This window comes from Streptomyces sp. NPDC031049 (genome assembly GCF_055571015.1).
Window position 1 is genome coordinate 90,792 of record NZ_JBVIGC010000023.1, and the last position, 26,342, is coordinate 117,133.

Consider the following 26,342-nt stretch of genomic DNA (forward strand, 5'->3'; position numbering starts at 1 on the left):
GCTCGACATGTCTGCGGAGGCCCTCGCGATCCTCCAGCGGTCCTTCGCCATGGAGGTCCGCGTCTCCGCCTGGCGGGACGGACAGCTCCTGGCCGACGACGTGCCCGTCGCCGACGGTTCCGAGACCCGGGACCGGTCCCTCGCCGTCCCCGAGCGCGTCACCCTCAGGGTGCCCCGCCGCGACCGCGGTACGGACTGGGACCCCGGCAGCGACCCCGATCACCCGCTGGCCGCCTACGGGCAGCAGCTGCACATCGCCTACGGCATCGACATCGGCAAGGGCGACATGGAGTGGCTCGACCGGGGCTGGTTCCTCATCACCGAGAGCGCAGCCGACGGCGACGACGTCAACGTCACCGCGCAGGGCCTGCTCACCCTCATCGACGAGGCGAAGTTCGTCGCCCCCTACCAGCCCGCCGCCGGCGACACCCTCGTCTCCACCGTCCGGGGCCTGGTCGAACCCGCGCTCACCGTCGTCGTCGACGAGGCCCTGGCCGACCGGGACGTCCCGCTCGGCATGCAGTGGGACGACGACCGGCTCAGGGCCCTCACCGAGGTTCTGGACGCGTGGCCGGCCGACGCCCGCGTCCACGAGGACGGCTACCTGCTCGTGGAGCCCGTCACCGACCTCGGCACCCCGGTGCTGTCCCTGACGGACCGGCAGGGCGGCACGGTGATGCGCTGGCAGGGCGCGAGCACCCGCGACGGCGCGTTCAACGCCGTCGTCGCACAGGGCGAGGACGGCGACGGCAACCAGCTGCACGGCGTCGCCTACGACCTCACCAGCCCGTACCGGATCGGCGGCAGCTTCAGCCCGCTGCCGGTGCCGCACTTCTTCTCATCGCCGCTGCTGAAGACCGTCGACCAGTGCCGCAAGGCCGCGCAGACCAGGCTGACCCGGCTGCGCCGCACAGCAGACCGGCGGATGGAGGTGACCATGGTGCCCCACCCTGGGCTCCAGGCCGGCGACACCGTCTCCGTCACCGGCAAGTCCCTGCGGGACGCTCTCGGCACGGTGGAGGCGTTCACCCTGCCGTACACGCCCCGGGACATGACCGCGACGGTGCGGGTGCCGCTCTGATGGCGAACTGGGCAGACAACCGCGTCAGCACCAGCGGCATGGGCTCCGTCGTCGGTGTCGCCCGCACCGCGGCGTCCGGCGGGGCGTGCCTCGCGGACATCGCCGGTATCCGGGTCACCGCCCGCGTCATCGCCGGGCTCACCGTCGCCGAGGGCAACGCCCTGCTGATCACCCGCGTGGGCAGCCAGTACTTCGTGCAGGCCGTCATCCAGGCCGGGCCGGCCGTGCCGCCGACTCCCGCGCCGCCCGCGCCAGACGAGCCGGCCCCGCCGCCGGACTCCGGCGACCCCCCTCCAGCGCCGAAGCCGGTCGTCACGACGGGCACGCTGGTGTGCACGCCGGTGGCGACGTCCACCTGGCGCGACGGCCGCTGGCGGACGGACATCGGGTCGTCCACGTCGGCCGACACCTACCAGGGCCGCTACGGCGGCAGCTCCTTCGGCCGCAACCACGGCTTCGCGTTCTACGGCTCCAAGCCCCGCTCCATCAAGGGCGCGACCGTCACCAAGGCCACCCTCAAGCTGCGCCGCCTGCGCGCGGGCGACTTCGCCGGGCGCACGCCGACGCTGCGCCTGGTCACCCAGTCCACCCGGCCCGGCGGCTTCCCCACGCTGAACGAGACCACGGCCGGGCCCCGCCTCGCGGTCGACACGACCACCACCAGCTTCGCGATCCCCAAGTCGTGGGCTCAGGCCATGGTCGACGGCACCCGCGGCGGCATCGGCATCTCGATCAGCTCCGACACCCCGTACATCCGGCTCGCCGGGAAGGCCAGCTGGTCGGCGGCCTGGACGCTGACGATCTCGTGGAGGAGAACCAGTTGAGCGAGACGACGTCGAACGGGATCGTCTTCCCGTCCAGCGGCGACAACGTCCGGCTGTGGGAGCACTTCGCGGCCATGGCGGGTTCCATCAACCCGCAGCTGAACATGCCCCAGCGGGAGATCTTCACCGCGTCCGGCACCTGGACGAAGCCGGACAACGCCAAGTGGCTGCTGGTGCAGGTCCTCGGGGGAGGGGGCGGCGGAGGCGGCGTGCCCGGCACCACCGCGTCCACCGCCGCGGCCGGGGCGGGCGGCGGCGGTGGCGGCTACGCCGAGAGCATCATCCCGGCCGCGTCCGTCGGAGACTCCGTCGCCGTCACTGTCGGAGCCGGCGGAGCGGGCGGCGCCGCCCTCAACGGCACCGGCAGCGGCAACCGGGCCGGCACCGGCGGGACCGGCGGCACGTCCAGCTTCGGGTCGCTCGTGGTCGCCACCGGAGGCGACGGCGGCCTCGGTGGCCTGGAGAGCAGCTCGAACCAGGCCACCGCCGGCGGCTTCGGGGGCGTCGGCACCGCAGGCGATTTCCTCTCCCACGGCGGCGACGGCATGAACACCATCTGCTTCGGCGGGTCCCCGGTGATGGTCGGGCACGGCGGCACCGCGTGGCCCGGGACGGGCCTGCGCCCGGCCGGCATCACCGGCTCCCTCAGCAGTGGCTTCGACGCCACCGACAACCGGTGGGGTGGTGGCGGAAGCGGTGCGATCAACGGGGCCGCCGCGAACAGCAACGGCGCCGCCGGCGGCAAAGGCGGCAGCGGACTCGTGATCGTGACCACGTACTTCTGAGAGGTGTGCAGTGACCGTCTTCATCTCCGGCACGGCCCGGTCCGCCGCAACTGACGCGATCACCGCGCTGGTCAACGCAGGCGCGGCCGGCGGCAAGCTCCAGATCCGTTCCGGCACCCAGCCCGCAGGCCCCGACTCGGCAGCGACCGGCACCCTGCTCGCCGAACTCACCCTGGCCGACCCGGCCTTCGCCGCCGCGTCCGCCGGGGCCGCGGCGCTCCTGGGGGTGCCACTGTCGGTGACCGCCGTCGCCGACGGCACCGCGACCTGGTTCCGGATCCTCGACTCCAACAACGTGGCCGTCCTGGACGGCTCGGTCGGCGTATCCAGTGCGGACCTGCTCGTCAACACCACCACCGTCAGCACAGGCCTGGCGGTGGAGATCACCGACGGCACGCTCACGATGCCCGCCTCCGGCTGAGGTGAGCCGTGGCCAAGCTCTCCACCATCTACGACCCGTTCGACGGTGACGGGCTCGACACCGCCCTGTGGAACGACTCCGTGGGCGTCACACAGACCCTCGGGGACGGGTACGCGGCCGTCGCCCCGTCCGCCGCCTACACCAACTTCCTCGGCTTCACCCCACCGTCCCGGGACTTCACCGAGGACGTATTCACCTGGGAGTGGACCTACACCGGAGCGGCCGTCTCTGGGGTGGAGCAGTACTGCACCATCGGCAGCGGCACCGCCGGGCAGGAGATCCACTACGGCCGGTTCTCCACCAGCCTGGGCTACTTCATGGGCGCCGAAGACGGCTTCGTGCCCTGGTCCGACACCGACCACCGCTGGTGCCGGATCACCACCACCGCCACCCAGGTTCTGTTCGAGACCAGTCCGGACGGCCTCACCTGGGTCAACCCCTTCGCCGGCGGCGGTGGAGGCGTCGAAGCACTGCCTGGCTGGGACCTGTCCCTCGTTCAGGTCCATTTCGTCAACGGCTACTTCAGCGGCTCCGGCGGCGGGGATCAGCGCATCCACACCGTCGGTGTCGCCTCCGACACCCTGTCCGGCAGTCTCCACGCCACCGTCGGGGGACTCGGAGCCCAGCTCAACGGCGTTCTCACCTCCCCGGCCTCCGCCGCGCTCAGTCTCGGGGGACTGCAAGGCGCCGGCGCCGGCCGGGTCGTGCACCGCGGCTCCCTTGCCGGTGTGCTCGGAGCGCCCGGTCTCGCGGTGCAGGGGCAGTTCGAGTCCTCAGCGGAGGACGTCACCGTCGCCGTCGGCCCCACCCGCGTTGCGGCCCTGGGGGTCGGAGCGACGCGGCTGTCCCCGGCCGTGGCCGACACGATCGTCGAAAGGGAGCCCTGACATGGCGGTGGAGATCTACAGCACGGCCACCGAATACACCTCGAACGCGCTGACGTTCACGCGGGGCGGGCCGGTCCAGGTCACCGCCGTCGGCGTCTACCACACGACGGTCGTCGACTACGTGCCGCAGGTGTCGGACTTCACCACGGTGCAGCTCGTCGACGGCGTCACCGAGCCGGACGGCCCGCTCGCGCAGGACGGCGTGATCGACGTCGTCGCCCTGGTCGGCCCGGAGGTCGGCGCCGACGTCGCCCTGGCGCCCGGCACCTACTACCGCTGGATCCTCGTGCAGACCCAGCCGGTCGGCTCCCGGCCCGGCGAGAACATCATCCGCAAGGCCCCCGACACGATCACCGTCCTGTAGGAGCACTCGTGGACTTCCCCCTGTGGCTGTGGGCCGTTCCCCTCGTCACCTTCGGCGTGCTGGAGGGCGTGGCCATCGTCAACCGGCGCCGCGGAGACACCGCGTCCGAACTGCTGCGCGTGGCCGCCGGCATCAAGCCCGCCCGCCCCTGGCGGCCGGCCGGCGTCGCCATCGTGGCCGGGTTCTGCGCCTGGCTCGCCGACCACCTGATCGGAGGCTGACCATGTCCGTCCCCACCCCCGGCCGGATCGTGATGTACCGGCTCACGGACGAAGAGGCCCGGCACATCACCCACCAGCGCGTCCAGACCGGCATCAGCGGCAACTACGTTCGCGAGGGCGACCGCTACCCGGCGATCGTCGTGAAGACGTTCCCCGCGAACCCGGCCGACGCCGTTAACCTGCGCGTGCTCCTGGACGGGCAGGACCCGCCCCTGTGGGCGACCTCCCGCCACATGGGCACCGAGCCCGGCACCTGGTCCTGGCCGGAGCGTGTGTGATGGCTTGGTACCCCGGCGCCGTCAAGATGGAGCTGCAACCGGAATCCGACGCGCAGCCCGCTATCCGGCCGACGCAGTTCATCGTCCACTCGATCGTCGCCCCGTGGACGGCCCGCCGCACCTACGAGTACTGGCGCGACAGCACCAACCTGGAAAGCCACTTCGGCATCGACTACCACGGCACCATCGGCCAGTACATCGGCACCGAGACACGAGCCGACGCCAACGCAGGTGCCAACCGGCGGTCCGACGGCACGGGCGCCGTCTCCGCCGAGACCGCGTCGAACCTCTCGGCGACAGACCCGTGGAACGACAAGCAGATCGAAGACCTCATCGCGGTGGGCGCCTGGCTGCACCAGCGACACGGCATCCCGCTACGGATCTGCCGCAGCCACTCCGATCCGGGGTTCGGCTACCACTCGATGTTCCCGCAGTGGTCGACGTCCGGCACCGCGTGCCCGGGCAGGGCCCGCATCAAGCAGTTCCGCGAGGTGGTGTTCCCCGGGATCGTCGCCCGCGCCGCCAACCCCCAGGAGGACGACATGCCCAGCAAGGAAGAGCTGTACGACGGGGTGATGCGCTACGACGGCAAGATGAAGTCGCCGTGGGGCACCGCCGACAACCCCACGTGGATGGCGGAGTCCGTCATCGAGCGCACCGCGCAGGGCGTGCACACCCTGGAACAGGCCCTGCCCAAGCTGGTCAGCCAGGTCGCCGCCCTGGCCGGCCAGGGCGGCGTGCAACTCACTGACGAGCAGGTCGCGCGGATCGCCGACCGCCTCGCCGCCGACACTGCGCTCACCGAGGCCCTCGCCGAGACCCTGGCCGACAAGCTCGCTGCCCGCCTCAGCTCCTGAGCCCGGAGGACACCGTGAAGATCTCCAAGATGTGGAAGGCCGTCGTCGCCGGCGTGGCCGCCGGGTCCGCCTCGCTGGGAACGGCCATGCAGGACGGCACCCTCACGTCCGGTGAGGCCACCGCCGCGGTCCTGTCCGTGCTCGGTGTGCTGGGGCTCACCTGGGTCGTGCCGAACCGGGAGCCGAAGGACTCGGCATGACCGCGCCCCCGCCCGCCCCGGACCCGACCACGAACGTCGCGGTCGCCCTGTCGGATCTCAGAGGGGAGTTGCGTACGGCGCTCGCCGACATCCAGGGCAGCCTCCGGCTGCTGCTCGATCGCAGCGCCCGTACGGACGCCGACGTCCGCCAGCTGCGCGCCGACATGGAAGCCGAGGTTCAGAAGATCCGCGACGAAGAGGTCAAGCCGCTGCGCGCCCGCGTTGAGGCCCTCGAAGGCCGCCGCTTCCCGCTGCCGGTGGTCAGCGCCCTGGCCGCGGTCGGCGGCGTCATCGCCGCGGCGGCTGGCGTCCTGGTCGCTGTGTTCGTCGCCTGACCGTCTGAAGGCCACCGTGCTTGCCTCGCCCGGGCACCGGTTCATCGTGTAATCCCGTGGCGGATTCCGAAGGGGAGGGCACGATGACCGACGCTCCGCTGACGCATAAGCAGGCACTCGCGGCCGTGATTCAGGCACTGGGCGGCGAGTGGGACACGCGACGTGCGGTACTGGCTCTGCGAGTGGCAGGCTACGACCCAGCTGATGACACGGCTGCTCAGAAGGAAGCCCGCAGCAAGCTTCGACAGCTGGCTGACGAGGGACTGCTGACGAGGGATGACCCAGGCGAGGCCGTCTACCGCCTGGCCTGATCACGGCACCGCTGGCCCCGCCGCCTCTAGGCGGCGGGGCCTGTTCGTATCTCCAGTACGACCATTCCACTCACACGGAGGGCGCAGTCACGATCCGCCTCCCGCGCCCCCCATGGCAGTCGCTATCAACAGCACATGCGAACCGCTCTGTTGCGCGTCCTGCCCGCCGCGCTTCTCACCGCCCTGTCCTTCACCGCCTCACCCGCTCAGGCCGCAGAGACCCTGCCCCTCTCGGAGGCCGTCGCCAGCCTGCCGCTGGGTACCGAGTCCCGCGACGGCTACACCCGCGACGCCTTCCGTCACTGGAACCGCGGCGACGACCCCGACGACGGCTGCTCAACCCGGAACGAAGTGCTGATCGCCGAGGCCGTGGAACCGCCGACCATCGGCCCCCGCTGCCGTATCACCGGCGGCACCTGGTGGTCGTACTATGACGCGACCTCGGTGACGTCCGCCTCCGGCCTGGACATCGACCACATGGTGCCGCTCGCAGAGGCCTGGGACAGCGGTGCATCGGCGTGGACAGCCCAACGCCGCGAGGCGTACGCCAACGACCAGGGAGCGCCGGCGTCGTTGGTCGCGGTCACCGCCCGCTCGAACCGGAGCAAGGCCGACCAGGACCCGGCAGAGTGGCTGCCTCCGGCCGCTGACGTGCACTGCCGGTACGCCGCTGAGTGGGTCGCCACCAAGCTGCGCTGGGAGCTGGCCGCCGACGAAACCGAAGTGGCCGCCCTACGAGGTGTGGCGGACGGCTGCCCCGACCAAACGGTGACGTACGAGCCGGCTACGTAGCTCGCCCCACGCCTGCCCCGCCGCCACTCCGGGCGGCGGGGATTTTCGTCATGTCCGAACCCTTGTGCCTTCCGGCCACGGTGGCGCATTGTGGTCGCTCACCGCCTCACCGGAGCCCTCCCGATCCGGCGCCTCCCGGGGGCGGTGTCCTGCCCCCGCTGCGCACCCCTCAGCGGGGGCTCAGTGCGTCCAGGCCTCGGGGCCACCGCCCCGCCACTCGATCAGGTCCGATGCGCCGACGTCCGTGCCCGATCGGCTGGGCTCAGGCTTCTGTACAGGCCAGCGCCTGCCCAAGGCGCGACCGGCAGGACCTTAGGCGAGATCCAAGACTCGGGGCGTGAACCATCCGCACGGTAGTAGGTTCCCGTCCATACGCGCTGTGATCACCAGGGGGATACATGAAGTGGGCCATGAGTGACGACTACGCCGCCCTCATCACGACCGTCATCCTGGCTGTTCTGCTGATCGGAACGGTTCAGGCATACACCCTTTTCAAGGCGTGGGGAGACAGTGTCCTTGAGCGGACCCAAGGTATCCGTACGTCCATCGACAACATCGTCCAGGCAGGAAGAACTGGCGTGGAACCCCCCGCGGAGGACTTGGCAAAGATCGACGAAGCTGACTCAAACGACCTCGTACGCCAGAAGATCACTGCCTTAGTGGCGTCGTTGGTATGGCTGGTGATCTGCGTGATCCTGGTGACGGTGCAGGTCGCAGTGCTGAAGTGGTCCGCCACCCATAGCCCCGATGACGAGGACCCCGGTCTGGCAAAGGCCGCCTTCATCGCATGTTCTGTCTCCATCTTCATACTCGTCACTGAAGGCGTGGTGCGGGTTATGACAAAGACCGCAGTCGGCATGAAGCAGCAGATTGCGGAGCTGCGTCAGTACACGACCGAGGACAAGAGTCGCTACAAGGAAGCCCTGCGTAAGTATCGAGAGGCTCAGCAGACCGCGTCCACCGACCCGGCCGACGACGCTATCGAACCAACCTCTTGACCAGCTACGCCACCTACCGCTCGAACTGGTGGCGCGAACTCGCAGCCGTCAAGGTTCGAGGGCGCCCGGTCAAAGCTCGGTGACACGGGACGCTCGCCGCAGGACGCACCTGCCCTGCTGCGGCTTGCGTACGAAATCGGCAGCTGGGGACGGCCCGGCGCCCGGATCACCCTCACCGACGAACAGACCGGCAAGATCTTGACGGAGTGGCCCGCCGTCGGCCGGTCGTCTGCCACTCTGCCGGGATGAAGATCCGTCCCTACCCGGCCGTCGCCCGCGCCTGGCGGCAGGTCATGCGCCGCTACCGCTACGAACGCCCCGCCCACCTGCCGGCCGCTCCACCGCAGGGAGCCGTCGGCGAGTACCGGCTGTCGACCCGCGATGCGGAGTGGCGGATGCAGGTTCCTGGGTGAGCGGGGACGGGCCGTAGGCTTCCGGTCGTGCTTGAGACCATCGTTTTCGACGTCGGCGAGACGATCACCCGGGACGACCGCTACTGGGGATCGTGGGCCGACTGGCTGGACGTTCCCCGTCACACTCTGTCCGCCCTTGTCGGCGCGGTTGTAGCGCAGGGTAAGGACAATGCCGAAGCCCTGCGCCTGGCACGGCCGGGCATCGACGTCGCGGCCGAATACGTCGCCCGAGAAGCCGCCGGCCACGGTGAAGCTCTCGCCGAGGCTGACCTCTACGACGACGTTCGTCCAGCCCTGACTGCACTCCGCGAACTGGGGTTGCGCGTAGTCGTCGCGGGCAACCAGACATCTCGCGCTGGGGAGCTGCTGCGTGACCTGGATCTTCCAGCAGACCTGGTCGTCACCTCGGGGGAGTGGGGCGTCGCGAAGCCTCAGGCGGAGTTCTTCCGCCGCGTTATCGACGTATCCGGGGCGGCGCCGGACGCGACCCTGTATGTGGGCGATCACCCGGCCAACGACGTGTTCCCCGCGAAGGCGGCAGGACTGCGTGCGGCGCACCTTCGCCGTGGCCCGTGGGGGCACTTGTGGGCGGACGCCGACGACGTCATCGCGGCAGCCGACTGGCGGATCGACAGCCTCACCCAGCTCGTCGGAATCGTCAGCTCAGGACGGCCATGAAATGGCACCACCAGCCGAATGGTTGGTGGCGCCATTCCTGTACACGCCGCGTACAGACACGGGTACCGTTCGGAGTGGGACGCACCGAACTGGAGCCAGCATGCCCGTACTTGCGGACGGCGGTGTAGGTCGTCGGATCGCCTACTACCGCAGCGTCGTACGCCCGAAGATGACGCAGCAGCAGCTCGCCGACGCAGCCTGTGTCGCGCTCGGCACAATCCGCAAGATCGAGCGCGGTGAGCGCGGCGTCACCGACGCCACCTTGGAAGCAATCGCCGACGCCCTCGGTATCGACCCCGGGCGGCTGCGCGCCGACCGCGGCGCAGTACACACCCGCGTGCACGCCGCGCTTCCCGCGCTCTCCGCCGCGATCGCCGCCTACGACATCCCTGACGACGGCCCGACCCGCCCGCTGCCAGACCTGCGCACGGCGGTCGCGGATGCCGCCAAGTGGCGGGTCGCAGCCCAGTACACGCGCATTTCCCGCGAACTCCCTGACCTGCTGGCCGAACTCGCCCGCGCCTACCACGCAGCCCAGGGGGAGGACCGGGTCCAACTCGCTAAGCTCCTGGTTAGTGCCTACCGCTCCGCCGACGCTGTCGCATACAAGTTCGGCGCCGGCGACCTGTCCGCACGCCTGATCGAGCTGATGCGATGGGCCGTTCCCGCGGCCGATGATCCGGTCTTGTCCGCGTCCGTCGCTTACGTGCGCACAGAGACGTTCTTTGCCGCCCGCGCCCACACGGCAGGCCTTCGCGCTCTTGAGGGGGCGCTGGACGCGGCACCGGCCCCTACGGGCGCACCGGCGATCGCAGCCCGCGGCGCGCTCCACATGCGGGCTGCGGTCATCGCCGGCCGTGCCAACGATGCCCCCGAGGCGGAGCAGCACCTGACTGAGGCTCGCACACTGGCGGACCAGGTCCCCGAGGCCGTGTACTGCGGTACTGCCTTCGGCCCGGACTCCGTGCGCATCCATGAAGTGTCTGTCGCCGTCAGCCTCGGAGACGACCACGTTGGCCGCGCCCTGGATGTCGCAGGCGAGTGGAAGCCACCCAAGGAGCTGCCCGCAGAGCGGCGCTCCGGGTTCTACATCGAACTCGCCCGCGCTCAGCTGTGGACCGGCCTGGTCGACGACGCCTTCGAGTCACTGAAGGTCGCCCGGCATATCGCTCCCCAGCACACCCGTGAACACCCCTGGGTCCGCGAGGACGCGGCCACGCTGCGTCGCCTGAAGCGCGCCGACTCCGAGTCGCTCACCAACTTCGCTGAGTGGTGCGCCGCCACCTGAGCGGACTGCGGCCGGTACCCCCTGCTGGGGTACTTGTGCCCCTCGTGAGCCCCCACCATCTGTTGCACGCAGGACGCCAGCAGATGGGAGCAGGGGATGCCAGCCGCACTCCCGACCGCGCCCACGGTCATCGACGGGCGAGTGAGCATCGTCCGACTGCATGGTGAGGCGTGCTTCGATTGCGGAGCGGTCAACCGGAGCCTGCGTACGGCTGGACACGTCATGGTCCGTGGCAGCAACCGCGTGTGGGAGGTCTTCACATGCGGGTGCCGCAGCGTGGCCAACGTTCGGACAACTCGTAGACCCCGGCGACCGCTCGCAACGGTCCCGGGGCGCGGCCAACGCTTCGAGGGAGCGTCGACACCATGAAAGCTACAGCCCGCAGAAAGCGCGGCGCCAGGATGACCATCCACGTGTACCGGGTCGACCCCGTCGGCAAGGTCACCGAGGACCAGGGCACCGTCTGCGTGACGGACCACAAGGGACCGGTGCCGCCCAACAACTTCCCGCCCTGCAAGTGCCCGATCCACCGGGCCGGTAAGGCGGTGACGAGGTGAACACGACCCGTCCCGAGACGGCCCCGCCGGCCACCACCACGATGCGGGCCTCCGCAGCCTGGTTCGTCGCGCAGGTCACACTGCCGCGCCACGGCGTCGTGAAGTCCTTCGACCAGGACCTCCGCGACCACCTGGGGGAGCTGATTCCGAGCATCGAGCAGTTGGCCGTTGACCGGGACAGCGACGACGTGCAGGCCAAGGTGGCGCTCGCCGGGGTCGAGGAGGCCCGGCGGCGGCTTTCCCTGCCGGAGGCCGCGGGCCTGCTCGGTGAGGTCGACCGGGTGAAGCGGCTCGCCCGCTCCGTGGTGGCCCTGTGCGACCACTACGACGCGCTGACCGGCGTCCGGATGTGCCTGGCCTGCGACCAGGTGATCAAGCCCAGCGACGACTGGGTGGAATACGACCAGATCAGCCCGTCCGGTGGCGCGACCCGCTCCGGCCACGTCCACGCTCGCTGCGTCAACGCCCGGCGCCCGCGCCGCTGACACCTCGCCCTGCCCCGGCGCACAAGGGGCCCCACGGCGACCGCAGGGTCAGGGTCGCACCCGAGACGCCCCTCTCGTCGCAGTCCGCAAGCTGCGGCGGGAGGGGTCCCCCTTCTCGCCCCGCCGGCTGACCGTCGGCGGGGACGGATTCCTCGTACATCAAGCCCTCACAGAATGGGGCAAGCTCATGGAAGCTGTGCTCGTTACCGGCGGTGCAGGATTCATCGGCTCTCACTTCGTCAAGCGTCTGCTGCGGGCGCAGGACATCGGCCGGGTCACCGTGCTGGACGCGCTCACCTACGCCGGACACGTCGCGAACCTCGGTGAGGCGTTCCTCGACCCCCGGCTGAACTTCGTCCGGGGCGACATCCTGGACGCGTCACTCGTCGACTCGCTCGTCGCGCAGCACCCGGTCGTCGTCCACTTCGCTGCTGAGTCCCACGTCGACCGGTCGCTGCTGGCCGGAGAACCGTTCGTGCAGACCAACGTGCTCGGCACACAGGTGCTGGCGGACGCGGCAGCCCGGCACGGGGCCCGCAAGTTCGTTCACGTCTCCACCGACGAGGTGTACGGCCCGCTCCCGGAAGGCTCCGCCACGGAGGATGACCCGCTGCGTCCCAGCGTCCCCTACGCCGCGTCCAAGGCGGCCAGCGACCTGATCGCGCTCAGCTACTTCCGCACCTACGGCCTGCCCGTGTGCGTCACCCGGTCCTCCAACAACTACGGGCCCTGCCAGCACCCGGAAAAGATCATCCCCTTGTTCGTGACCAAGCTGGTCAAGGGGGAGAAGGTCACCCTGCACGGCCAGGGACAGCACGTCAGGAACTGGCTGCACGTGGAGGACAACTGCCAGGGCATCGAACTGGTCATGCGGACCGGTGTGCCGGGCGAGGTCTACAACATCGGCGGCGGAACGGACCTCACCAACCAGGAGCTGACCAGGCTGCTGCTGCACGTATGCGGCGCCGACTGGGACGCCGTCACCTACATCCCGGACCGGCAGGCCAACGACATCCGCTACTCCATGGTGTGGTCGAAGATCGCCGACAGTCTCGGCTACCGGCCCACCCACGACTTCGAAGAGGAACTGGCGCGCACCGCGGACTGGTACCGGCGCCACCCCGAGCGCTGGGCACCCCTGATGCGTGTCCCTGAGCCCCGAGCCGTCACGCGTCCGTGCATCAGTCTCGACACCGCCCTGGAGCCGCAGCATGTCTGACCAGTTGCCACAGAACGCGCTGCTTGTGCTCGGCGCGTCGGAGGAGCACATCCCGCTGTATCAGGAGGCGCGGCGTCGCGGTCTGCCGACCATAGCGGTGGACATGCGGGCGGAGGCTCCGGCGTTCTCGTTCGCTGACGCGGCTCTCCAGGTCTCCACCCGTGACGCCGACGCCATCGCCGATGCGTTGGGCGACACACGGCCCGCGGGGATCGTGGTCGGCGCGACCGATGCTGCGCTGGCCAGCTGGCGCACCCTCGGCCTGCGCTACGGCACCCCCTACATCTACCCCGAGAGGGCGCTCAAGGGGCTCGACAAGGCCGCATTCCACAAGGTCGTCGCGTCCTGCGGCATCGCCGGATACGGATGGACGGCGTCGGACGACCCCGAAGAGGTCGCGGCGAAGGCCGCGGGGCTGCGCTTCCCGCTCATGGTCAAGCCCGTGGACGGGTCGGGCAGCAAGGGCGTCACCCGCGTCACCCGCCCCGACGACGTGCCTGCCGCCGTCGCCTACGCCCGCGCTTACTCCGCCTCCCAGACCGTGATCGCCGAGGAGTTCGTCCAGGGGCGGCAGTTGACCATCGACCTCTTCCTGCGGAACGGCAAGTCGCTGATGACCTGCGTCAAGGATCAGGAGCTGGTCGCTGGAGGCTTCGTCGTCACGCGGATCAGCACAGCGCAGCTGTCGCCGGCCGAGCACGGCCACCTTGAGGCGACTGCCGAGCGGCTCTGCCGTGCGCTCGGCATCGTGAACGGGCCGGCGAACTTCGATCTCGTGCTCGGCTCGGACGGGGTACGCGTCATCGAGTCCAACCCCCGGCTCAGCGGTGACAGCATCCCGCGGCTGCACGCCGCCGCCCGTGGGGTGAACGTCGTGGGCGCGCTGATCGCGCTCGCGCTCGGTGAGCCCTTCGAGGACCACCTTGCACCGACATGCAACGCGCATGCGGCAGTGGAGCTGATCGGATCACCGCTCGCCACCGACGGCGAACTGCTCCGGTGGGAGGGCGTCAACGAAGCCCGTAACACGGCCGGCATCATCGAGGTCGAGCTGTACGCCGAGCCGGGTGACCGCGTCCGGCCGCACAACCAGTCCGGCCACAAGATCGGCATGCTCGTCGCTTCCGGGCCGTCGGCCGAGGACGTGTCCTCCGCCCTGAAAGCGGCCAGCGCGCTGATCCGACCCGTCATCCGACCGATCACGGGAGTGCGCGAAGGGGCGTGGCGATGACCACTGCGATCAACGCGGCCTTCGCCCACAACGCACACCCGTTCCTGTACGGGCCGGAAGAGGCCGCGGTCTGTGAAGCCCTGCGCAGCGGCTACTACAACCACTCCGCCATCACCGACCGGTTCGAAGCGGAAGTCGCCCGCTTCCTCGGAGTGGAGGACACCGTGGCCGTCGCCTCGGGCACGGCCGCCCTCCACCTGGCGCTCCTGTCCGCTGGCGTAGGGCCGGGACACGAGGTGATCGTGCCCTCCTTCACCTTCTGCGCGACCGTGCAGGCCGTCCTCGCCACCGGGGCGTCGCCGCGGTTCGCCGACATCGACCCGCGCACACTGTGCACGGAAAGCCCCCAGGTCCTGGAGGCCCTGACACCTTCCACGCGGGCGGTGGTGCCGGTGCTGTACGGGGGCCGCGCCGTCGACCTGGCGGAGGCGCGCCCGCTGCTGTCCGAGCGGGGCATCGTGGTCGTGGAGGACGCAGCCCATGCCTTCGGCTCCTACAGCGGCCGGGCCCGGGTGGGCGCCACCGGGGAAGTGACGTGCTTCTCCTTCGGCCCCATCAAGAACCTCACCTGCGGGCAGGGCGGCATGATCGTGCCTCGCAACGGGGCAGAGGCCGCCACCTGCCGCCGGCTACGGAGCCTCGGCATCACCGCACCAGCCACCGCCCGAGCCGACCTCACCAGCTACGACGTCGACGGCTTCGGCCTCCGGGTGCAGATGCCATCGCTCAACGCCGCCATCGGCCTCGCCCAACTCGCGCACTTCGCCGAGACGGAAGCCGCACGCAAGGCCCTCTGGCGCCGCTACGCGACCGCACTGAACGGCACCGAGGCCGTCGCCCTGGTCGACGTCGACATCGACCGGACGGTGCCGCACCTGTGCGCCGTGCGGGTCCTTGGACGCGACCGGGTGTTCCGTGCCCTGCGCGAGCGGGGCATCGGCGTCGGCGCGCACTATCCCCCCAACCACCTGCAACCCGCCTTCGCCCCATGGAGGAGGCCCCTTCCGGTGACGGAGCAGGTGGGCCGGCAGATCATGACGCTGCCGTTCCACCAGCACATGACCGACGCAGACGTCGACTACGTGGTGGAGGAGCTGCGCAGGACCGTACGGGCGGAGGGCTGGCGGTAGAGCCCTCGCCCGGTCAGCCGGACGCGGCGGACAGGATCACGTCCACGAGCCTGTCGGCAGCGTCCGGCTTTCCGTGTGCCCGGGCCTGCTGCGCGATCGCTGCTCGGCGCGCCGGGTCCGTGAGGAGCGGGCCAACGGCTTCCTGGAGCGTCGCCGCGGTGACCTCGCCGAGCAGCGCCACGGCCGCGCCGGCGTCGTGCAGATGGCGGGCGTTGTGGGCCTGTTCGTTGCCCGCCGAGGTGGCCAGGGGGATGAACACGGCAGCCTTGCCGAGCGCGGTCAGCTCCGCGAGAGTGCCCGCCCCGCTGCGAGAGATGACCACGTCCGCCAAGGCGAGCACGTCCGGCAGCTCCGGCCCGACGAATCCCGTCAGGTGGTACCGCTCCGCCAGGCCGGCCGGCAGCCGCGCGGCGTGCGCGCGCAGGTCATCGACGTTGGCGGTGCCGCACTGGTGCACGACGTTGGCGTGTTCCAGCAGCCACGGCAGGACATCTCGCACGACCTCGTTAATCTGCTGTGACCCTTGTGCGCCCCCGGTGACGTAGACGGTGGGCAACCGGCGGTCGAAGCCCCGCAGCCCGAGCGTCTCGATGGCCTTGTCGGCGTGCCCGGACAGCACCTCTGGCCGCACCGGGTTGCCGGTGACCACGGCGATGCTGCGTGCTTCCTCGGAGAGCAGGGGAAGCGTGGACTCGGAGGAGACGGCGATGCGGGTGGCCGATCCGGCGAGCTTGCGGTTGGCGAGTCCGAGGCGGACGGTCTGCTCGTGAAGCACCAGCGGCCGGCGGCACAGGCGGGCCGCCAGTCCGGCCGGCACGGCGACGTACCCGCCGGTGGCGAGGACGACGTCCGGCGCGAACTCGGCGATGGCCTTCCGGGCCTGAGCCACCCCGAGCGGCACGCGCGCCATGTCCTTCACGTTCGCTGGCGAGACCATCTTCAGCGGGTTGCTGGAGCGGCGGATCTTGCCGGTGGCGACCGGGGTGAAGGGGATTCCCTCGGCTGGCGCGACGCGCGCCTCCAGCCCGTCCTGTGTGCCGATCCACAGCACGTCCAGCGTCCGCCCGGAGGCCGCCAGGCGGGCCTGGAGGGTGCGGATGGCGGTGAGGGCCGGGTAGGTGTGGCCGCCGGTGCCGCCGCCGGTCACCGCGAGGCGGAAGCTGGGGGACGGTCCGGAGGAGTGCGCACTGTTCACAAGGAGTTCCCGTCTGGGCCGTGAGGGTCGCTCGTACCGTAGCGGATGGCTGGGGACGGGGCGTGCGGACGGGGCGGGCTCGCTGGGATCAGTCGCTCACGAGGACGGAGAGCCGCATGTCGAGGACGGCGGCGATCCGCAACAGTTCGCTGTAGCGGGGATCGCCCTGGCCGGCCTCGATGCGCTGGAGGGTGCTGCGGCTCAGCCCGGTGGCTTCGCAGAAGGACTCTTGGGTGTGGTGCGCGGCCGTGCGTAGGTCGGCGATGCGTTCGCCCAGTTCCCGGCGTCGTTCGATGATCCAGTCCGGGTGATCGCTAGGCACTCGACAAAACTGGAACGCACGTGTTCAGATGTCAGCACCAGCAGTGATGCTTTTCCTGACAGGCCGTCAGATGTGGCGTCCGGCTGTTGAGTGCCTGCCCCGCCGGAGGTCCGCAAGCCTCCGACGGGGCAGGTTTGTCGCTGGTGGTTCGCCCGGTTCCCTGGTCTCTCAGCTTCTTAGTGAAATCCGCACGTTGATCCCGCCGTAGGCACTGCCGAACACCAGCAGGACGGCGCCCAGGGCGAGCGCGGAGTGGGTGAGCGGCGGCAGGGCGACGCTCAGCGAGAGCAGCACGGCACAGACCACGGTGACCGGATGGCTGCCGTAGCGGCGGCACAGACGTCCGGTGAGCGTCATCGTGACGACCGCGCCCGCCGAGACTCCGAGCAGGGCGAGCCCCAGCTCACTGGCCGAGGCGCCGGTCTGTTCCTTGATCGCGGGGATGCGGACGACCCAGCCGGCGAAGACGAAGCCGTCGAGGGCGAAGAAGACGGTCAGGACGGCTCTCAGGCGCGACAGCCCGGCCCGGTGGCCCGGCACGGCGCTGTGCGAACGGGCTTTGTTTATTAGCGGCACAAAGTCAGGCTAGGCGGGAGCCGAGGAGCGGGGCAAGGGCGGACCCCGCACGCAGGGACGCCGGCCCCAGGACGGCACCACGTACCTGACGGCAGGCGTCCTCGCGCGTGGACGCGCCTGCCGGGGTCGGCGCCGGGTTCCGTGCACGCGCGCGTGGGTGCCGACCAGCCGGCCGGCAGCAGGGGCGGGCCCGGGGCGTTCCATGCACGCGCGCGTGGTGCCGGGCGCGCCATCTCGGCATGCTCTGGGTGAAGCGCTTCGATACTCGCTGGTCCAGCCCTCTCCGTCCCTTTGTCCTGCCGCTGACCTGCCCTGCGGCCGGTCGCGGCGGACCCTGTGCCCGCGTCGTGGTGCGCGCGCCCGCGCGCCGGTCGGGGAGGTGAAGCACCGTCGTGAGCCGCCGAATCGCCCCAGTTCAAGGACCTGTTGTTGCGTTCACGCCCCTGTCGTCGGCGCTTGCTGTGTGTACGATCGGGGCACTGCTGCCGCCTTCCCGAGGAAGATCATGAAGTTCACCGACGGCTTCTGGCTCACCCGTGAGGGTGTGCGTCTCTCCTATGCGACCCAGGTGCGCCATCTGGACCTCGAATCGAAGCGCTTCACCGCCCATGCGGCCGTGACGCGGGTGGCCCACCGGGGCGACACCCTCAACGGCCCCCTCCTCACGGTCACCTGCTTCTCGCCCGCCGAGGGCGTCATCGGCGTCCGGGTCACCCATCACGCCGGCAAGCGGCGGCGGGGCCCCGACTTCGCGCTCGCCGGTGCCCCGGACGGGGCCGGCGCGGTGCGCCGGGACGGCGGCGTCACGGAACTGACCAGCGGCCCGCTGACCCTGCGGCTGGACCGCGACGGCCCCTGGGCCCTCGCCTTCCTGGACGCGGACGGGCGGGAGCTGACCCGGGCGAACGCCAAGGGCACCGGGTACGCCACCACCGGCGACGGCACCCACCACATGCTCGCCAGGCTCGCGCTCGGCGTCGGCGAGCACATCTACGGCCTCGGCGAGCGCTTCACCCCGTTCGTCAAGAACGGCCAGGTCGTGGACATCTGGCAGGCCGACGGCGGCACCAGCAGCGAACAGGCCTACAAGAACGTCCCCTTCTACCTCTCCTCACGCGGCTACGGCGTCTTCGTCAACCACCCCGGCGCCGTCTCCTTCGAGGTCGGCTCGGAGTCCGTGGGGCAGGTGCAGTTCAGCGTCGCGGACCAGACGCTGGAGTACTACGTCGTCGCCGGGCCCACCCCCAAGGACGTCCTCACCCGCTACACGGGCCTCACCGGCCGGCCGGCCCTGCCGCCCGCCTGGTCGTTCGGCCTGTGGCTGAGCACCTCGTTCACCACCTCCTACGACGAGAAGACGGTGATGTCGTTCGTCGACGGCATGGCCGAGCGCGGCATCCCGCTCTCCGTCTTCCACTTCGACTGCTTCTGGATGCGCGAGTACCAGTGGTGCGACTTCGCGTGGGACCCCGAGGTCTTCCCCGACCCGGACGGCATGCTCGCCCGCCTGAAGGCCAAGGGACTGAAGGTCAGCCTCTGGATCAACCCCTACATCGCCCAGAAGTCCCCGCTGTTCGAGGAGGCCGCCGCCCTCGGCCACCTGGTGCGCCGCCCGGACGGCGACGTGTGGCAGTGGGACCTGTGGCAGGCCGGCATGGGCCTGGTGGACTTCACCAGCCCCGACGCCCGCGCCTGGTACGTCGCCAAGCTCCGGCCGCTGCTCGACCAGGGCGTGGACTGCTTCAAGACCGACTTCGGCGAACGCGTCCCCACCGACGTGGTGTGGCACGACGGCTCCGACCCGGAGCGGATGCACAACTACTACACCCACCTGTACAACCGCACGGTCTTCGAGCTGCTGGAGAAGGAGCGGGGGCAGGGGGAGGCCGTGCTGTTCGCGCGGTCCGCGACCGCGGGCGGCCAGCAGTATCCCGTGCACTGGGGCGGCGACTGCTGGGCCTCCTTCGAGGCCATGGCCGAGTCGCTGCGCGGCGGACTGTCGCTGTCGCTGAGCGGCTTCGGCTTCTGGAGCCACGACATCGGGGGCTTCGAGGGCACGCCCGATCCCGCGGTCTTCACCCGCTGGCTGGCCTTCGGCCTGCTCTCCTCGCACAGCCGGCTGCACGGCTCGGCGTCGTACCGGGTGCCGTGGGAGTTCGGCGAGGAGGCCGTCGACGTGGCCCGGCGGTTCACCCTGCTCAAGCACCGGCTCATGCCGTACCTGTACGGCGCCGCCGCCGAGGCCCACCGCACCGGTGTGCCGGTGATGCGGCCCATGGTGCTGGAGTTCCCGCGCGACCCCGCCTGCCGCCCGCTGGACCGCCAGTACATGCTCGGCCCCGATCTGCTGGTCGCCCCGGTCTTCAGCGAGGACGGCGAGGTGGAGGTCTACCTGCCCGAGGGCACCTGGACCCAGCTCCTCAGCGGCGAGCGGGTCACCGGCCCGGCGTGGCGCACCGAGCGGCACGGCTACGACAGCCTGCCGCTGTACGTCCGCGAGGGCGCCGTCCTGCCGCTGGCCGGCGACGACCGGCGCCCCGACGGCGACTGGCTGGACCGTCCGACGCTGCTCGTCCACCCGTCCGCCGCGCCCGACTGGACCGCCGAGGTGACCGTGCCGGACCCGACGGGCGCCCCGGCCGCGAGGTTCCGGGCCCGGCGCGAGGGCGGTCTGCTCCGGGTGACCGCCGAGGGCACCGACCGCCCGTTCACCGTGCGGGTGCCGGGCGGCGCGAGCGCCGAGGGGGCGGGGGAGGTGACGGTGCCGCTGGGGTGACGGGGGCCGGGCGGCGGCCTTGCGTGCCGGGTGCCGGGTGTCACGAGTCAGGCATCCGGCGGACGTCGGGCGATGCTGCCGGGTGCCGGGTGCCGGGTGCCGGGTGCCGGGTGCCGGGTCAGCGGTCGAGGGCGTCCAGTGCCGTCAGCAGCCGGTCGACGTCGTCGGCGGCGCTGTACGGGGCGAGCCCGACCCGTACGCCGCCGTCGTCGCCCAGACCGAGCCGGCGGGAGGCCTCCACGGCGTAGAACGCCCCGGCCGGAGCGTCGACGGCGTGCCCGGCCAGGTGCCGGGAGACCTCGGCCGGCCGCCGGCCCGCCACCGTGAACAGCAGCGTCGGCGTGCGCCGCGCCGCCCGCGAGTACACCGTGATGCCGCCCAGTTCCGCCAGGCCCCGCTCGATCCGCGTGCGCAGCGCCTCCTCGTGCGCCTCCAGCGCGTCGAACGCCGCGACGAGCCGTGCCCGCCGGTCGCCGTCCGCGCCCGCTGCCGGGCCGGCGGGGCCGGGCGCCAGGCCGGCGAGGAAGTCCACGGCGGCCCGGGCGCCGGCGAGCAGTTCGTAGGGCAGCGTGCCCAGTTCGAAGCGCTCGGGCACGCTGTCGGGGGAGGGCAGCAGCTTGTCCGGACGCAGCGTCTCCAGGAAGTCCGGCCGGGCCGCGAGCACGCCCAGGTGCGGGCCGAGGAACTTGTACGGCGAGCACACCAGCGTGTCGGCGCCGAGCGCGGCCAGGTCGACGGCGGCGTGCGAGGCGTAGTGCACCGCGTCGACGTGCAGCAGCGCGCCGGCGTCGTGCGCCAACCGGGCCAGGGCCGTGACGTCGGGGCGGGTGCCGATCAGATTGGACGCGGCGGTGACCGCGACCAGCCGGGTGCGCGGGGAGAGCACGGATTCGACGTGCTCGGGGAGCAACTCGCCGGTGGCGGGGTCGAAGTCCGCCCACCGCACGGTCGCGCCGGCCGCCTCGGCAGCCTGGACCCAGGGCCGGATGTTGGCATCGTGGTCGAGGCGGGTGACGACCACCTCGTCGCCCGGTCGCCACTCCTTGGCGAGCGTGCGGGACAGGTCGTACGTGAGCTGGGTGGCACTGCGGCCGAAGACGACGTCCCGCGGGTCGGCGGCGAGCAGGTCGGCCAGCGCCCTTCGCGCCCCGGTGACGATGTCGTCGGCGTTGCGCTCGCCCTGGGTGGTGCGTCCGCGGTTGGCCAGCGGGCCGGTCAGCGCCTGGGCGATGGCGTCCACGACCGGCTGCGGGGTCTGGGTGCCGCCCGGCGCGTCGAACCGGGCGGAGCCGGACTTCAGGGCGGGTATGCGGGCGCGGACGGCGTCGATGTCGAGGGCACTGTGAGCCATGTGAACTCCCACCTGGGCGCCGGCGTTCGGCCGGACGAGGACTGCGGCGACTGCGGCACGGCCGGCGACCGCGGGAACCACGGCACGCCGGCACCGCCGGTCACATGATCGCAGTGCCCGTCCCGGGCGCCGGGGTCATGCACCGGCGTGCGCCGGGCGCTTCTCCCGGCCGCCCGGATGCCGGTGCCGCCAGATCCAGAACACCGCGCACGACACCAGGGCCCAGCCGGCCAGCACCAGAAAGGGCTCCGGGTGCTGGTGGTCCGGGAAGTACACCGCCGTGTGCTGGGCGTTGACCGACGCGCCCGGCGGCAGCCACCGGCCGATCTCGCCCAGCGGGGACGGCAGCAGCGCCCAGGAGACCGCACCGCCGGACGAGGGGTTGCCCAGCAGCACCATCAGCCCCCACGTCGGCAGCATCGCCCAGCGGCCGACCAGGGTGTTGAACATGGTGAACACCATGCCGCCGGCGAACATGGTCAGCGCCAGGATCAGCCACGACTCGGCGAAGGGCAGATCGAGCGCGCCCAGCAGCCAGTCCACCGCCGCCGCGATGGCGAAGCCGCCGAGCAGCGCGTACGCCGCCGTGAACGCGATGCGCTCCGGCGGCGTCAGGGCACGGGCGTGCACGCTCAGCTGGATCGCGCCGACGAAGCCGATGATGACGGCGGCCAGCGAGATGTAGAAGATCGCCAGCCCCCGCGGGTCGCCCTCCTGGAGCGGATTGATGTCCCGCACCGTGACCGCCACGCCCGTCCGCCGCCCGACCTCCGGCGCCGCTTCGGCCAGCACCTCGGCCACCGAGGCGCCGGACGCGCTCGACAGGTCCAGCAGCGCCCTGCGCCCGCCGTCGCGCAGCTCGAAGATCGCGAAGACGTCCTGCTCCTCGACGGCCTCCCGGGCGGCGGCCGCGCTGTCGTAGGGGTGCACCTTCACCGAGGCGTTCAGCGCCTTCTCCAGCCCGGCCAGATAGGCCCGGCCCCGGCCCTCCTCGTAGGAGCCGACCACCGCCGTGGGGATCGAACGCGGCGTCGGATCGGCCATGGAGTAGGTGTAGGACCAGGCGAACAGCCCGGCCGCCGCGGCGAGGATCAGCACCAGGACGGTGGCGGGCCACAGCGGCGACTCCCGGAACGCCGCCCACCGCTCCCCGGGCGCCGGCGGCCTCCCGCGCGCACCGCGCGCCGGATCGTGCGCACCGTGCGCCGGGCCGTCCTCGGTGCCGTCCGGTCGGCGGCGCGTATCGCGCGGTTCGCCCCGTGACCCGTCGTGGGGAGCGTCGGCCATGTCGTCCGGTCCGCCCGGCGCGGTCAGACGCGCACCAGCGGCGTGTCGACCAGGTGCTCGGCCACGAACCAGGCCTGGAGCTCGTTGGTGCGGATGACGTCCGAGACCAGGATGTCGTTGGTCCCGTCGTCCCCCTGCTCCTGGGCGCGGGCGGCGGCGTCGTGGCACTCGGTGAGGATCAGCTCGTGCGCCTCCAACAGCCGCGACAGCATCGCCGGCACCTCCTCCACACCGTCCGGCGGGCGCCGTACCGTGGTGATCTCCGCGACGTGCCGGGGGTCGCCGACGGCGACGCCGCCCAGCGTCTGCACCCGCTCGGCCATGGTGTCGATCAGCTCCAGCTGCTCGCCCGCGTGCTTGTCCATCAGCAGATGCAGCTGGTAGAACGTCGCCCCGCGCATGAGCCAGTGGTACTTCTTGTACAGGTCGTGCAGGATGCGCGTGTCCGACAGGACCTTGTTGAGCCGCTGGCAGGAGTAGAGGCGGGCGTCCATGGACAGCGCCACGGGGAACTGCTTGACGGTGCCGAACTCCTGGATGACCCGGCCCTGCTGGTGCAGCCACGGCTGGCTGCCGTCCGGCTGGTGCGCCGCGGCCGTCGGCTTCGGATCGCTGGTCACGCCTGAACTCCTTCCGGGGAGCGACGGGGGAGGGTGCCGGTGCGCCGAGCGATGGGCCACCGCCCCCCTGTGACAGTCGATCAGCCGGGACGGGCACCCGCAAACGCTGCGGCCCGAGCGAGGCACGTGAGCCATGGCCCGCGAACCGACCGGGGCCGTACGGGGGGTTGTCCAGACAATCACTCCCCTCTAGGGTCATCTGAGGGCAAGCGCTTTCTACACCCTTCTGCCGCTACTGCGGGTGGCTTCCGCCCGCAGCAGCGGCAGCGCCCGCAGCGCCCGCAGCAGCCGTGGCACCCGTGTGCCGCCCACCCGCGCCGGAGGAGACCGCATGGCCCCGTCCCCCGCCCGCCGCCGCGTCGCCGTCGTCGGCACCGGCGCCATCGTCACCGGCGGCCACCTGCCCGCGCTGCGCGCGCACGCCGACCGGGTGGAGCTGGCCGCCGCCGTGGACGTGGACCCCGGCCGGCTCGACGCCTTCCGGGCCGCGGCGGGCGGCGCGGTCGCCGGGTACACGTCGGTCGGCGCGATGCTCGACGCCGTCCGCCCCGACCTGGTCCTCGTCGGCACCCCGCCGTCACTGCACCGGGAGCAGACGGTGGCGGCGCTCAAGGCGGGTGCCTGGGTGCTGTGCGAGAAGCCGCTGTGCCTGTCGCTCGCCGAGTACGACGACATCGCGGCGGCCGAGGAGGCCTCCGGCGCCCACGCCTGCGTCGTCTTCCAGCACCGGTACGGCTCCGGCGCCGAGCACGCCCGCCGGCTGATCGCGAGCGGTGAGCTGGGCGCCCCGCTCGTCGCGCACTGCCAGACCACCTGGCACCGCGACGCCGACTACTACAAGGCGCCCTGGCGCGGGCGCTGGGCCACCGAGGGCGGCGGCCCGACCATGGGGCACGGCATCCACCAGTACGACCTGCTGCTGCACCTGCTCGGTCCCTGGGCGGAGATCCGGGCCATGGCCTCCCGCCTGGTCCACGCGACCGAGAGCGAGGACGTCTCCACCGCCCTCGTCCGCTTCGAGAGCGGCGCCCTCGCCACCGTCGTCAACAGCGTCCTGTCACCGGACGAGGTGAGCCGCGTCCGTGTCGACTGCGCCGACGCGACGGTGGAGCTGACCCACCTCTACGGCCACCGCAACGACGACTGGACCTACACCCCGGCCCGCCACGTGGACCCCGCCCGGGCCGCCGCCTGGCGCACACCCCCGGCCGACGTGCCCAGCTCCCACACGGCGCAGCTCGGCGCCCTGCTGGACGCCTGGGACGCGGGCACCAGACCACCGGGCAGCGGGCAGGAGGCCCGCGCCACCCTCGAGTTCGCCGCCGCCCTGTACAAGGCGGCGTTCACCGGGCGGCCGGTGCGCGCAGGGGAGATCGGGCCCGGCGATCCCTTCCACGCGGCGATGCACGGCGACCACCCCGACTGGGCCCCGAAGGAGCACGCATGAGCGTCGGCGGCAAAGCCGTCCGCGTCGTACACGCGCACGGCGAGCACCTCGCGGTGACCGCGGCGAACGGCACCGAGATCCTGCGCTACGTCTACCGGCCGGACCCCGACCCGTTCGAGTCCCGCAAGCCCTACGCCCACCCGCTGCGCACCCTCGCCGGTCACACGGTGACCGGGTACCGGCCGAACGACCACCGCTGGCACAAGGGCGTGCAGATGACGGCCAGCCATCTGTCCGGGCAGAACTTCTGGGGCGGCAACTCCTATGTGCACGGCCGGGGCTACCTGCCGCTGCGCGACCGCGTCGGCTCCATGCGGCACGACGGCTTCGCGGACCTCACGGTCGAGGCCGACCGGCTCGCCGTCACCGAGCACCTCACCTGGATCGAGAACGGTGGCGCCGCCTGGGCGCGCGAGGAGCGGGGGCTGACCGTCCACGCGGTCGACGAGGAGGCCGGGGCCTGGGCGCTGGACTGGTCGATCAGCCTCACCAACATCCGTGACGCCCCGCTCGTCTTCGGCTCCCCGACCACCGCCGGCCGTGAGATGGCCGGGTACACCGGCCTCCACTGGCGCGGCCCCCGCGACTTCACCGGCGGCACGGTCTTCGCCGCCGACGGCGGCTCCGGCGCGGAGCGTCTGATGGGCAGCCGGAGTCCGTGGCTGGCGTTCACCGCCGAGCACGACGAGAGGGACGCGCACTCCACGCTCGTCTTCGCGCACGCCCCCGAGAACCTCGACGAGAAGGCCGCGATCCACCCCTCGCACTGGTTCGTGCGCTCGGAGCCGACCCCCACGGTGGCGTTCTCCTGGGCGTTCTTCGAGGAGTTCGCGCTGCCGCCGGGGGAGTCGTTCGCCTACCGCTACCGGCTGCTGGTCGCCGACGGCGCCTGGGACCGCGACCGGGTCGCCGCACGTCTGGACCGTCTTCCGTGGTGAGCGGCCCGGAGCCGGCGCTGCCCACCCGCTGCCCGGAGCCTGCGCTGCCGCACCCGCTGCCCGGTGCCGTGGGGCTGTCCCACCTGCGCGCCTACGACTGGGCCGCCGCCGACGGGGTGTGCGGCGGCAGTCCGCACCTGCACCTGGTGTGCACCGAGGCCTACGTCGTCACCGGCGGCCGGGGCGCCGTGCAGACCCTCGGCCCCGACGGCTACCGCGAGATCGAGCTGGAGCCCGGCTGCGTCGCCTGGTTCACGCCGGGCACCGTGCACCGCATGGTGCAGGGGGGCGACCTGCGCGTCACCGTGCTGATGCAGAACAGCGGCCTGCCCGAAGCGGGCGACGCCGTCTTCACCTTCCCGTCCGAGGTGCTGGCCGATCCTGGCTTTATCGAGCAGTTGTGACGTCGCTTGTCGATGGGTTTGGGAGGCGCCCCGTGCCACGGATGGGTGATGTCGACGAGTTCGGGAGGCAC

The 26,342-nt window shown here is 71.6% G+C and carries 30 protein-coding genes and 2 pseudogenes; 26 read left to right on the plus strand and 6 right to left on the minus strand.

All coding sequences use genetic code 11. The features are described 5' to 3' along the window. Window positions 1-7: 7 nt before the first annotated feature. The 22 genes from ACZ45Q_RS30525 (at window position 8) to ACZ45Q_RS30630 (ending at window position 15,355) form a co-directional block, all read left to right on the plus strand. Window positions 8-1,081, plus strand: a complete 1,074-nt coding sequence (locus ACZ45Q_RS30525) for a DUF5047 domain-containing protein (protein ID WP_468267255.1) — start codon at window positions 8-10, stop codon at window positions 1,079-1,081. After that, window positions 1,081-1,905, plus strand: coding sequence for a hypothetical protein (locus tag ACZ45Q_RS30530; protein ID WP_468267257.1), 825 nt, complete (start codon window positions 1,081-1,083; stop codon window positions 1,903-1,905). The genes ACZ45Q_RS30525 and ACZ45Q_RS30530 overlap by 1 nt, the downstream gene beginning before the upstream one ends. Then, on the plus strand, window positions 1,902-2,690 hold the full coding sequence (locus ACZ45Q_RS30535) for a glycine-rich domain-containing protein (protein WP_468267259.1): 789 nt from the start codon (window positions 1,902-1,904) through the stop codon (window positions 2,688-2,690). Before ACZ45Q_RS30530 ends, ACZ45Q_RS30535 begins: the two co-directional genes overlap by 4 nt. A gap of 10 nt (window positions 2,691-2,700) precedes the next feature. Next, a complete protein-coding gene (locus ACZ45Q_RS30540; protein WP_468267261.1) occupies window positions 2,701-3,111 on the plus strand; it encodes a hypothetical protein in 411 nt (136 codons plus the stop codon). Between the two features lie 8 nt (window positions 3,112-3,119). Then, window positions 3,120-3,998: a hypothetical protein gene (locus ACZ45Q_RS30545; protein WP_468267263.1), complete on the plus strand. Its 879-nt coding sequence runs from the start codon at window positions 3,120-3,122 to the stop codon at window positions 3,996-3,998. 1 nt (window position 3,999) lies between these two features. Continuing rightward, window positions 4,000-4,362, plus strand: a complete 363-nt coding sequence (locus ACZ45Q_RS30550) for a hypothetical protein (protein ID WP_468267265.1) — start codon at window positions 4,000-4,002, stop codon at window positions 4,360-4,362. An 8-nt stretch (window positions 4,363-4,370) separates the two neighbouring features. Beyond that, a complete protein-coding gene (locus ACZ45Q_RS30555; protein ID WP_468267267.1) occupies window positions 4,371-4,583 on the plus strand; it encodes a hypothetical protein in 213 nt (70 codons plus the stop codon). Window positions 4,584-4,585: 2 nt separating this feature from the next. Continuing rightward, window positions 4,586-4,861 (plus strand): hypothetical protein, encoded by a 276-nt coding sequence (locus tag ACZ45Q_RS30560; protein WP_468267269.1) that lies wholly within the window; start codon window positions 4,586-4,588, stop codon window positions 4,859-4,861. Then, window positions 4,861-5,718 (plus strand): peptidoglycan recognition protein family protein, encoded by an 858-nt coding sequence (locus ACZ45Q_RS30565; RefSeq protein ID WP_468267271.1) that lies wholly within the window; start codon window positions 4,861-4,863, stop codon window positions 5,716-5,718. Before ACZ45Q_RS30560 ends, ACZ45Q_RS30565 begins: the two co-directional genes overlap by 1 nt. Window positions 5,719-5,732: 14 nt before the next feature. After that, window positions 5,733-5,918, plus strand: a complete 186-nt coding sequence (locus ACZ45Q_RS30570) for a hypothetical protein (protein ID WP_468267273.1) — start codon at window positions 5,733-5,735, stop codon at window positions 5,916-5,918. Continuing rightward, window positions 5,915-6,253: a hypothetical protein gene (locus tag ACZ45Q_RS30575; RefSeq protein ID WP_468267275.1), complete on the plus strand. Its 339-nt coding sequence runs from the start codon at window positions 5,915-5,917 to the stop codon at window positions 6,251-6,253. Before ACZ45Q_RS30570 ends, ACZ45Q_RS30575 begins: the two co-directional genes overlap by 4 nt. An 83-nt stretch (window positions 6,254-6,336) precedes the next feature. After that, window positions 6,337-6,564, plus strand: a complete 228-nt coding sequence (locus tag ACZ45Q_RS30580; RefSeq protein WP_468267276.1) for a hypothetical protein — start codon at window positions 6,337-6,339, stop codon at window positions 6,562-6,564. A 135-nt stretch (window positions 6,565-6,699) separates the two neighbouring features. After that, window positions 6,700-7,356, plus strand: a complete 657-nt coding sequence (locus ACZ45Q_RS30585; protein WP_468267277.1) for an HNH endonuclease family protein — start codon at window positions 6,700-6,702, stop codon at window positions 7,354-7,356. A gap of 410 nt (window positions 7,357-7,766) precedes the next feature. Beyond that, window positions 7,767-8,354 (plus strand): hypothetical protein, encoded by a 588-nt coding sequence (locus ACZ45Q_RS30590; protein WP_468267279.1) that lies wholly within the window; start codon window positions 7,767-7,769, stop codon window positions 8,352-8,354. 245 nt (window positions 8,355-8,599) lie between these two features. After that, window positions 8,600-8,767 (plus strand): hypothetical protein, encoded by a 168-nt coding sequence (locus ACZ45Q_RS30595; protein ID WP_468267281.1) that lies wholly within the window; start codon window positions 8,600-8,602, stop codon window positions 8,765-8,767. A gap of 27 nt (window positions 8,768-8,794) precedes the next feature. After that, the gene (locus ACZ45Q_RS30600) at window positions 8,795-9,445 is read left to right on the plus strand and encodes an HAD family hydrolase (protein ID WP_468267283.1); all 651 of its coding nucleotides are present in this window, start codon (window positions 8,795-8,797) and stop codon (window positions 9,443-9,445) included. Between the two features lie 100 nt (window positions 9,446-9,545). Next, complete coding sequence (locus tag ACZ45Q_RS30605) at window positions 9,546-10,733, plus strand: helix-turn-helix domain-containing protein (RefSeq protein ID WP_468267285.1); 1,188 nt, start codon at window positions 9,546-9,548, stop codon at window positions 10,731-10,733. 365 nt (window positions 10,734-11,098) lie between these two features. After that, window positions 11,099-11,290, plus strand: a complete 192-nt coding sequence (locus ACZ45Q_RS30610) for a hypothetical protein (RefSeq protein ID WP_468267287.1) — start codon at window positions 11,099-11,101, stop codon at window positions 11,288-11,290. Continuing rightward, window positions 11,287-11,775, plus strand: a complete 489-nt coding sequence (locus ACZ45Q_RS30615) for a DUF6415 family natural product biosynthesis protein (protein ID WP_468267289.1) — start codon at window positions 11,287-11,289, stop codon at window positions 11,773-11,775. Before ACZ45Q_RS30610 ends, ACZ45Q_RS30615 begins: the two co-directional genes overlap by 4 nt. Window positions 11,776-11,962: 187 nt before the next feature. Beyond that, complete coding sequence (gene rfbB / locus ACZ45Q_RS30620; protein WP_468267291.1) at window positions 11,963-12,994, plus strand: dTDP-glucose 4,6-dehydratase; 1,032 nt, start codon at window positions 11,963-11,965, stop codon at window positions 12,992-12,994. Continuing rightward, window positions 12,987-14,225: an ATP-grasp domain-containing protein gene (locus ACZ45Q_RS30625; RefSeq protein WP_468267293.1), complete on the plus strand. Its 1,239-nt coding sequence runs from the start codon at window positions 12,987-12,989 to the stop codon at window positions 14,223-14,225. The genes rfbB and ACZ45Q_RS30625 overlap by 8 nt, the downstream gene beginning before the upstream one ends. Then, window positions 14,222-15,355, plus strand: coding sequence for a DegT/DnrJ/EryC1/StrS family aminotransferase (locus ACZ45Q_RS30630; protein ID WP_468267295.1), 1,134 nt, complete (start codon window positions 14,222-14,224; stop codon window positions 15,353-15,355). Before ACZ45Q_RS30625 ends, ACZ45Q_RS30630 begins: the two co-directional genes overlap by 4 nt. Before the next feature lie 13 nt (window positions 15,356-15,368). Here ACZ45Q_RS30630 and ACZ45Q_RS30635 read toward each other — a convergent pair whose 3' ends face one another. The 3 genes and pseudogenes from ACZ45Q_RS30635 to ACZ45Q_RS30645 all read right to left on the minus strand — a co-directional run. Continuing rightward, window positions 15,369-16,550, minus strand: a complete 1,182-nt coding sequence (locus tag ACZ45Q_RS30635; RefSeq protein WP_468267297.1) for a UDP-N-acetylglucosamine--N-acetylmuramyl-(pentapeptide) pyrophosphoryl-undecaprenol N-acetylglucosamine transferase — start codon at window positions 16,548-16,550, stop codon at window positions 15,369-15,371. 88 nt (window positions 16,551-16,638) lie between these two features. Further along, window positions 16,639-16,872, minus strand: coding sequence for a helix-turn-helix domain-containing protein (locus ACZ45Q_RS30640; protein WP_468267299.1), 234 nt, complete (start codon window positions 16,870-16,872; stop codon window positions 16,639-16,641). Window positions 16,873-17,061: 189 nt separating this feature from the next. Further along, window positions 17,062-17,412 (minus strand): annotated as a pseudogene (locus ACZ45Q_RS30645) (MFS transporter); the annotation flags it as partial. 541 nt (window positions 17,413-17,953) lie between these two features. Between ACZ45Q_RS30645 and yicI the strand changes: the two are divergent. Beyond that, window positions 17,954-20,224: an alpha-xylosidase gene (gene yicI / locus ACZ45Q_RS30650; RefSeq protein ID WP_468267301.1), complete on the plus strand. Its 2,271-nt coding sequence runs from the start codon at window positions 17,954-17,956 to the stop codon at window positions 20,222-20,224. 118 nt (window positions 20,225-20,342) lie between these two features. Here the strand turns inward: yicI and ACZ45Q_RS30655 are convergent, their stop codons facing one another. The 3 genes from ACZ45Q_RS30655 to ACZ45Q_RS30665 all read right to left on the minus strand — a co-directional run bounded on the left by ACZ45Q_RS30655 (window position 20,343) and on the right by ACZ45Q_RS30665 (window position 23,482). After that, the gene (locus tag ACZ45Q_RS30655) at window positions 20,343-21,575 is read right to left on the minus strand and encodes a cysteine desulfurase-like protein (protein ID WP_468267303.1); all 1,233 of its coding nucleotides are present in this window, start codon (window positions 21,573-21,575) and stop codon (window positions 20,343-20,345) included. A gap of 135 nt (window positions 21,576-21,710) precedes the next feature. Next, window positions 21,711-22,862, minus strand: coding sequence for an ABC-2 transporter permease (locus tag ACZ45Q_RS30660; RefSeq protein WP_468267305.1), 1,152 nt, complete (start codon window positions 22,860-22,862; stop codon window positions 21,711-21,713). A 23-nt stretch (window positions 22,863-22,885) separates the two neighbouring features. Continuing rightward, window positions 22,886-23,482 carry a Dps family protein gene (locus ACZ45Q_RS30665; protein ID WP_468267307.1) on the minus strand — a complete coding sequence of 199 codons (597 nt, stop codon included), beginning with the start codon at window positions 23,480-23,482 and terminating at the stop codon, window positions 22,886-22,888. A gap of 331 nt (window positions 23,483-23,813) precedes the next feature. Here ACZ45Q_RS30665 and ACZ45Q_RS30670 point away from each other — a divergent pair, with 331 nt between their 5' ends. The 3 genes and pseudogenes from ACZ45Q_RS30670 to ACZ45Q_RS30680 all read left to right on the plus strand — a co-directional run. Next, window positions 23,814-24,929, plus strand: a complete 1,116-nt coding sequence (locus tag ACZ45Q_RS30670; protein ID WP_468267309.1) for a Gfo/Idh/MocA family protein — start codon at window positions 23,814-23,816, stop codon at window positions 24,927-24,929. Then, the gene (locus ACZ45Q_RS30675; RefSeq protein ID WP_468267311.1) at window positions 24,926-25,867 is read left to right on the plus strand and encodes a DUF6807 domain-containing protein; all 942 of its coding nucleotides are present in this window, start codon (window positions 24,926-24,928) and stop codon (window positions 25,865-25,867) included. The genes ACZ45Q_RS30670 and ACZ45Q_RS30675 overlap by 4 nt, the downstream gene beginning before the upstream one ends. A 17-nt stretch (window positions 25,868-25,884) precedes the next feature. Beyond that, window positions 25,885-26,250 (plus strand): annotated as a pseudogene (locus tag ACZ45Q_RS30680) (cupin domain-containing protein); the annotation flags it as partial. Window positions 26,251-26,342: the final 92 nt, after the last annotated feature.

Excerpts from the sequence above, each read along its gene's own strand:
- ACZ45Q_RS30530 (WP_468267257.1), top strand. The coding sequence starts at position 1,081 with ATGGCGAACTGGGCAGACAACCGCGTCAGCACCAGCGGCATGGGCTCC.
- yicI (WP_468267301.1), top strand. The coding sequence starts at position 17,954 with ATGAAGTTCACCGACGGCTTCTGGCTCACCCGTGAGGGTGTGCGTCTC.
- ACZ45Q_RS30630 (WP_468267295.1), top strand. The coding sequence starts at position 14,222 with ATGACCACTGCGATCAACGCGGCCTTCGCCCACAACGCACACCCGTTC.
- ACZ45Q_RS30575 (WP_468267275.1), top strand. The coding sequence starts at position 5,915 with ATGACCGCGCCCCCGCCCGCCCCGGACCCGACCACGAACGTCGCGGTC.
- ACZ45Q_RS30605 (WP_468267285.1), top strand. The coding sequence starts at position 9,546 with ATGCCCGTACTTGCGGACGGCGGTGTAGGTCGTCGGATCGCCTACTAC.
- ACZ45Q_RS30660 (WP_468267305.1), bottom strand. The coding sequence starts at position 22,862 with ATGGCCGACGCTCCCCACGACGGGTCACGGGGCGAACCGCGCGATACG.
- ACZ45Q_RS30625 (WP_468267293.1), top strand. The coding sequence starts at position 12,987 with ATGTCTGACCAGTTGCCACAGAACGCGCTGCTTGTGCTCGGCGCGTCG.
- ACZ45Q_RS30565 (WP_468267271.1), top strand. The coding sequence starts at position 4,861 with ATGGCTTGGTACCCCGGCGCCGTCAAGATGGAGCTGCAACCGGAATCC.
- ACZ45Q_RS30610 (WP_468267287.1), top strand. The coding sequence starts at position 11,099 with ATGAAAGCTACAGCCCGCAGAAAGCGCGGCGCCAGGATGACCATCCAC.
- ACZ45Q_RS30590 (WP_468267279.1), top strand. The coding sequence starts at position 7,767 with ATGAGTGACGACTACGCCGCCCTCATCACGACCGTCATCCTGGCTGTT.
- ACZ45Q_RS30580 (WP_468267276.1), top strand. The coding sequence starts at position 6,337 with ATGACCGACGCTCCGCTGACGCATAAGCAGGCACTCGCGGCCGTGATT.
- ACZ45Q_RS30585 (WP_468267277.1), top strand. The coding sequence starts at position 6,700 with ATGCGAACCGCTCTGTTGCGCGTCCTGCCCGCCGCGCTTCTCACCGCC.
- ACZ45Q_RS30675 (WP_468267311.1), top strand. The coding sequence starts at position 24,926 with ATGAGCGTCGGCGGCAAAGCCGTCCGCGTCGTACACGCGCACGGCGAG.
- ACZ45Q_RS30525 (WP_468267255.1), top strand. The coding sequence starts at position 8 with ATGTCTGCGGAGGCCCTCGCGATCCTCCAGCGGTCCTTCGCCATGGAG.
- ACZ45Q_RS30670 (WP_468267309.1), top strand. The coding sequence starts at position 23,814 with ATGGCCCCGTCCCCCGCCCGCCGCCGCGTCGCCGTCGTCGGCACCGGC.
- ACZ45Q_RS30595 (WP_468267281.1), top strand. The coding sequence starts at position 8,600 with ATGAAGATCCGTCCCTACCCGGCCGTCGCCCGCGCCTGGCGGCAGGTC.
- ACZ45Q_RS30550 (WP_468267265.1), top strand. The coding sequence starts at position 4,000 with ATGGCGGTGGAGATCTACAGCACGGCCACCGAATACACCTCGAACGCG.
- ACZ45Q_RS30655 (WP_468267303.1), bottom strand. The coding sequence starts at position 21,575 with ATGGCTCACAGTGCCCTCGACATCGACGCCGTCCGCGCCCGCATACCC.
- rfbB (WP_468267291.1), top strand. The coding sequence starts at position 11,963 with ATGGAAGCTGTGCTCGTTACCGGCGGTGCAGGATTCATCGGCTCTCAC.
- ACZ45Q_RS30560 (WP_468267269.1), top strand. The coding sequence starts at position 4,586 with ATGTCCGTCCCCACCCCCGGCCGGATCGTGATGTACCGGCTCACGGAC.